General features: G+C 43.8%; 6 protein-coding genes and 1 pseudogene. 2 read left to right on the top strand and 5 right to left on the bottom strand.

Annotated features, from left to right (window positions below; genetic code table 11):
- Positions 1 to 425, bottom strand: a 425-nt coding sequence (locus ACLFWI_RS25730) for a two-partner secretion domain-containing protein (protein WP_446415283.1), incomplete at its 3' end; no start/stop codon positions are given.
- A 658-nt stretch (positions 426 to 1,083) separates the two neighbouring features.
- On the opposite strand from ACLFWI_RS25730, the pseudogene ACLFWI_RS25735 reads away from it, so the two are divergent.
- Both ACLFWI_RS25735 and ACLFWI_RS25740 read left to right on the top strand, forming a co-directional pair.
- Positions 1,084 to 1,242: pseudogene (locus tag ACLFWI_RS25735) on the top strand (XamI family restriction endonuclease); the annotation flags it as partial.
- Complete coding sequence (locus ACLFWI_RS25740; protein ID WP_446415280.1) at positions 1,239 to 1,913, top strand: DUF72 domain-containing protein; 675 nt, start codon at positions 1,239 to 1,241, stop codon at positions 1,911 to 1,913. The pseudogene ACLFWI_RS25735 and the gene ACLFWI_RS25740, both read left to right, overlap by 4 nt.
- A 31-nt stretch (positions 1,914 to 1,944) precedes the next feature.
- Here ACLFWI_RS25740 and ACLFWI_RS25745 read toward each other — a convergent pair whose 3' ends face one another.
- From ACLFWI_RS25745 to ACLFWI_RS25760, 4 genes are all read right to left on the bottom strand, one after another.
- Positions 1,945 to 3,519: a phytoene desaturase family protein gene (locus tag ACLFWI_RS25745; RefSeq protein WP_446415281.1), complete on the bottom strand. Its 1,575-nt coding sequence runs from the start codon at positions 3,517 to 3,519 to the stop codon at positions 1,945 to 1,947.
- Positions 3,520 to 3,617: 98 nt separating this feature from the next.
- Positions 3,618 to 3,932, bottom strand: a complete 315-nt coding sequence (locus ACLFWI_RS25750; protein WP_446415282.1) for a DUF1816 domain-containing protein — start codon at positions 3,930 to 3,932, stop codon at positions 3,618 to 3,620.
- 292 nt (positions 3,933 to 4,224) lie between these two features.
- Positions 4,225 to 4,797 (bottom strand): ferritin-like domain-containing protein, encoded by a 573-nt coding sequence (locus ACLFWI_RS25755; RefSeq protein WP_446407431.1) that lies wholly within the window; start codon positions 4,795 to 4,797, stop codon positions 4,225 to 4,227.
- Between the two features lie 321 nt (positions 4,798 to 5,118).
- Positions 5,119 to 5,634, bottom strand: coding sequence for a hypothetical protein (locus tag ACLFWI_RS25760; RefSeq protein ID WP_446407430.1), 516 nt, complete (start codon positions 5,632 to 5,634; stop codon positions 5,119 to 5,121).
- Between the last annotated feature and the right edge of the window lie 139 nt (positions 5,635 to 5,773).

A 5,773-nucleotide genomic window follows, 5' to 3' on the forward strand; every position in this document is an offset into this window, starting at 1 on the left:
GTTGCACTGAATTCACTGCCATCGGGAAACGTGAAACTGTTTGCCGTAGTTCCCAAAAATGACCCTTCTATATCTAAACTGGCATTGGCTCCAAATAAAATCCCATTGGGATTAAGTAAAAATAGATTCGCTTCACCCAATACCCCTAACCTGCCCAATATAGTCGAGACATTATCCCCCGTAACCCGTGACAGGATATTTTCTATCCCATCAGGATTCGCAAAATAAACCCCTCTCCCTTCCCCAATATTAAATTCTAAGAAACTATGAAACAGATTCGCGCCGCGAGTGGCGCCCCCATCAATTCTGTCACTGAGTATTTCCTGAATCAGCACATCAGGAGTAACCACAGAACTTTCCGCCCCCAGGGTATCATCGGGTATCACCTGGGCGACGACTCCCTCATTTCCCCCAGTTGAGAACATCCCCACAAACGCCACACTACCGACAACCAAAGACTGCCAACGGCGAGTGAACCAGCCTAGAGTAATCATGGCAAACGTCTCCTGAGCGAGTAAAGGGATTGTGCTGAACTTCAGCTAAGGGGAATTTAGGTATCGAATATTACCAAATAATCCCAAAACCCATGGTGGGCAAACCAGCAAGGTTGAGTTAACACAAGTTAAGGGAACCAAGCCCTGTTGATGTTGATTTTTATAGTATAAACCGAATTATCCCATAGTTTGACCAAAAAAGTGGGTAAGTAGTCGGACTGGCATAAAACGGTACTGTATTAAGTGCAAGTAAATCGCCCTCAAACCCTTACTGTTCCCTGTTAAGAGTTCCCTAATCTCAACCGTTAACTTTAATTGTGTCCACCCACTTACGAATAAAATCCACCCCGATCACCCGGTTTTCAGACACCAATACCCACAGGTATAAAATATAGCGGTACTAAGACAGGTTAGGACATTCTTTACTATTCCCTATTCCCTGTTCCCCGTTCCCCGTTCCCTATTCCCTGTTCCCTGTTCCCTCTTTGCTTAACCCTAAGGTCCACTAATCTTGACAAACGCAGAGAATTGGTGATGGAGGAATGGGGTGGAAGCCCGTAAGCGATCGCTCTCCCAACTCTTAACGGCTAAAATGGCTCAGTTGAAGAGCAACTATGGCAATAATATCCGTTTTATTCTGTTTCTATGCGGCTATTTCGACAGCGGTTATTTGGGTTATGAAGCGGCGGAAGGAATTGACTGGGTGTGGGAACATCGGATTGATGATTTAGCGCTGTTTGGGATATGAATGTAAGCACGACAGAATCAAAGCGGGTGTGGCGACAATGGCAACTGGATGCAGCAAAAACCCAAATTAATAACTCCTTCTATAAGCTACCTTCACCAGAAACATTGCAACAGTGGCGAGATACCGTTGCCGATGACTTTGTATTTAGCCTGAAAGCCAGCCAATATATCACCCATAAGAAAAAGTTTAAGGATGCTCAAGCAACGGTGTCGAATCTGCTGGAACGAGTTAATGGATTAGGGGAACAATTAGACGTAATTCTGTTTCAGTTACCTCCCCGCTGGCATTGTAATCCCCAACGACTGCGCGATTGTTTGGCGGCGCTTGATCCTGAGTATCGGTATGCCTTTGAATTCCGCGATCGCACTTGGCATAATTCCCAAGTCTACGACATCCTAGCCGAACATGGGGTAGCCTTTTGTCTCTATGATTTAGGCGGTTATCTTTCCCCAAAAGAAGTAACGGCAGATTTCGTTTATTTGCGACTCCATGGACCCCAAGGTGACTATCAAGGTCAATATGATAGCCAAACCCTAGCTGGATGGGCAGAAGCATTCTCAACCTGGAAAAAAGAGGGACGAGATGTTTATTGTTATTTTGATAACGATGAACATGGCTATGCTGCCCAAGATGCCTTGAGATTGCAGGATATGGTTAAGGGAGATTCCTAGCATTGTAGAGACGTTGCATGCAACGTCTCTACTAAGCATTAGCGAAAGCAGGATGAACCTCAGGCAATTCAGGAACACGAGTTCGATCCCAAACCAGTTTTCCAGTCAGCAATTCAGCCACGTTCATGCCATTGCCAATCACTCCGGGTACGCTAGGATAACCTGCACTAGCGCCAACTAAAAATAGGTTAGGTAACTCGGTTTGATATCCCAACCGATTTAAACCAACCTGTTTGGGAATAAGTTTTGCCCCATAAATATTTCCTTGCGGTTGACCTAAATAATACTCCGTTGTCGTCGGTGTACCAAAGACTTTCATCCGGATATAGTTATCGATATCGGGGACTAAATCTTGCACATTATCCATTAATTTCTCATAGACGTGCCGCTTTTTCTGTTTGTAGGCTTTGGAGTCGGTTTCGTGAACCTGTTTAAACGGCTGATAAGGACAGATCGTGCTAATTTCCAACACATGATGACCCTCTGGTGCCATTCCGGGTTCCCTTGATTTCATCGTGGGACAGGAGAGAAAAATCCAGGGCTTCTCAAAGTTATCTTCGAGTTGTTCCTGGTAGGCTTGATTTAATTTCCCTTTGGGATAATACCAAACATTCCAGTTGCCAATTCCATAGCGTTCTGGGTCAAATCGTTCATCTAAACCCAGGTAAATATTGAAGGCACTACAGGAATACTCATAATCGGTGAGGCGTTTGCGTTCTCGCTGACTTAATGCTTGCTCATCCTGCATCAGTTGCACGGTTAACTTGGGGTCTAAATCACTGATATAGGTTTTGGCTTGATAGGTTTCTCCGCCAGCAACGATCGCTTGAACTTGACCCTTTTCCACCTGGATATGTTCAACGGGAGTCGAGCATTTAACCACACCCCCCGTGGATTCAATCGCCTCAACAATCGTGTCTACAAAATGCTTAAAGTGATATTTGGGATAGTAAGCGCCTGCGGCATAATCCCGGACTAAAGAGGTATGGGGGAACAGGGCAATTTGATTTGGAGGTAAACCATAATCCCCACTTTGACCCGCCAACAGATCTTGTAATTTTGGGGATAAACCGATATGATTATAGAGGTCTTGTAGCGTCCAAGTTCGTTTTAAGAACAGATTCCAATATTTGGGTAACTTTAACCAATCTGACCATTTGCGATCATACCAGGGAAAATCCACGACTAATCGACGTAGCTGTTCATGTAATGTCTTGATTTCGTCACAATAGCGGTTAATTGCCTCTGTTTCTTCTGGAAAGGTGGAGATTAGGCGATCGCGGAATGTTTCCCAACCTAAAGGGATTTTAAAATCAACCTCTGGGGTAATTACTCGGTCAATACAATCGGGATTGAGCAAATTAAAGGGAATATCCCGGTCGATAAAATTCAAAAATCGACTAATTGTGCGATCGGATTCGCATTGGGCGATATAATGTACATCCGCACAAAAATTGTAGTCACCGTAGTCAAAATTATGACAACAGCCACCGGGTAAATAATGCTTTTCTAAGACAGCAACTCGGTATCCTTGCCGTGTCAAACAGGCGGCGACTGAAAGTCCACCGAGTCCGGCTCCCAAAACGACATAATCAAAGCTTTCCATCGGCAAGTATCCTCTTTATAAAAGTTTCAATAGATTGGGTTAAGTATTCGATTGATCAAAAGTCTTTGCCGGAAAATTATTTATTTTCTGTAATCGGACTAAGAAAAGCGTTTTGAATTATAGACAAAATTGAAAATGCCGCATTTAAAATTATTAACGGGTTCATTTTCTGAAATGGTAAGCAATTGGGGTTGACCTTGCTTTAGTTCAGTTACTCGGATTTGACAGCCTTCTTGCTTTAAATCCTCGATATATCCGGATTGGTAAAGTTTAGCTTGTTTGCCACTGCCAAAAGGTCCAAAGTAGTAGGTATAGTGGGGATTATCTGTGACGATTTTCAGCCACCAAGCTAAACCCAACCGCTCTAAGGAAGCAAGAAACGTATTTTGATGTTTTTTCCAAAAACCAGTCATCTTTTTTGGGCAAGTCTGTTACTGGATCTTTAATCATGGATGACATTCTTCAATATTGCCATCTCTAGGCTAGAGCTTTTGAGCTTCCAGAGCTTAAGATTATCAATGTCTTTAATGCAATTTCTTCTATCTAAAGAATGAATATTGAGTTAAGTTAGCTGGTAACGCTGAATACAAAACTATTTGGGTCATCAGGGAAGAATCCCGCACCCAGTTGGTGATTCTGGTAGCACGGGATACTTTTTATTTTTATCTGAAATGGCGCGATCGCACGCCCAATAGAACCAATCGATTAGCTCGGTTTATTTCTGGGATCGATAGCCGCTAACAGATCAGCAAGTTCACTAGCGTGATCTTCTTCATCTTCCAGAATGCTTTCAACTATATGACGAGTTGTGGGATCAGCATGACCAAAAAAGCCGACTAACTTGCGATAAACTTCAATAGCAATCCGCTCGGCGACTAAATCCTCTTTGATCAATTGAGTCAACTCAATATTGGCACCCGTGCTACCATACTCCGTAGATGAGCGCTCCATGATTGTCGCCGGATTAAAATCCGGATCACCTCCAAGCTGGTCAATCCGCTCGGCGAGCATCATCGTATGTTCTTGTTCTTGTTCAGCGTGTTCCGCAAACTCCGCCGCAACCTGAGGATAATTAATTCCTTTAGCAATAACCTGATGGTGACGGTAGCGCATTACACATAGAATTTCCGTGGCTAGCGCTTCGTTGAGGAAATGACAAGCTTGTTCGCGATCTAGGGGATAATCTTCAGTAACGGCTCCCTCTTCAATAGACTGACGCGCCTGCTGGCGGATCTTATCGATATCATAAAGTTTATTTTTTGTTTGTGTAGCTGTCATACGTGTTCATCCTGCTCATTATCAATCAAGGGGTACTCACCAATTAAGCAACGACTTGTCGTTGGCTCTTGGAGCTAATTGAGTAACCCAAATCTTTATTACTGAACTTAACTTTAAACAAAGAGCCGGAAAAGCGCTTCTGTCCTAGGGGAGAGTTATCGTATGTGATGTTCCCCTACCAGCCAAGTCAAGTGTACAGTGGAGGATTCCTTGAGCATTACCTTCTGGTAATGGTTCCGGCGTTTTTTATAGTCACGCCAAATTTGAAATTGTGGCGTGAGGCTTCTCACCGGATAAAGCTAACTTCAGAACTATTTCGATTTATACTGAAGTCGGCTCTTTATAGCCCTGCATTGTTTCAGGTTCAAATTGGCGCAGCACACGAGTGGCTTGGCGGATTAAATCCTCCGGTGCTTTTACCGCAATCAAATATTTGCCCGCATTGATGCGATTGCGATACGTCAAAGCATCACCCCCACCAATGGCTATACCAACGCCACCACCAACCAGAAGAGCGCCTAGCGCTCCAGCAATAGCGCCGAGAATTCCCGCGATAATGTGATTGAGAAGGCTACTCGCACCAGGAAAAATAGCGATACCCGTAAGGACATTGAAGATATAACCGGCGACAAATCCAAAGGGAATCAGCCAATAGGCTAAGCGGATGATTTGTTGAGTCGCCTGTTGATTGGGTTCAACCAAGCCAAATTCATCAGCGCTTTGATAGCCTTCACCGATGATACTAACTTGAGTCGTTGATAAACCATTTTTGACCAAGGCAGAGGAAGCCGCTTCTGCTTGCGTTCGATTGGGCAATACGGCAATCAGATAAGACATAATCCGAATAGTTATGATATCTACAAGTTGAGAAAATAATAGGGTTTAGGGTATATCACAATAATCTTAAAGAATCTAACGAGTCAATAACGTCAGCCTTTAGACGGAATATTCGCTCGGAATAGGGAACAGGGAACAG

It is taken from the genome of Coleofasciculus sp. (assembly GCF_046539235.1).
GTDB lineage: Bacteria > Cyanobacteriota > Cyanobacteriia > Cyanobacteriales > Coleofasciculaceae > Coleofasciculus.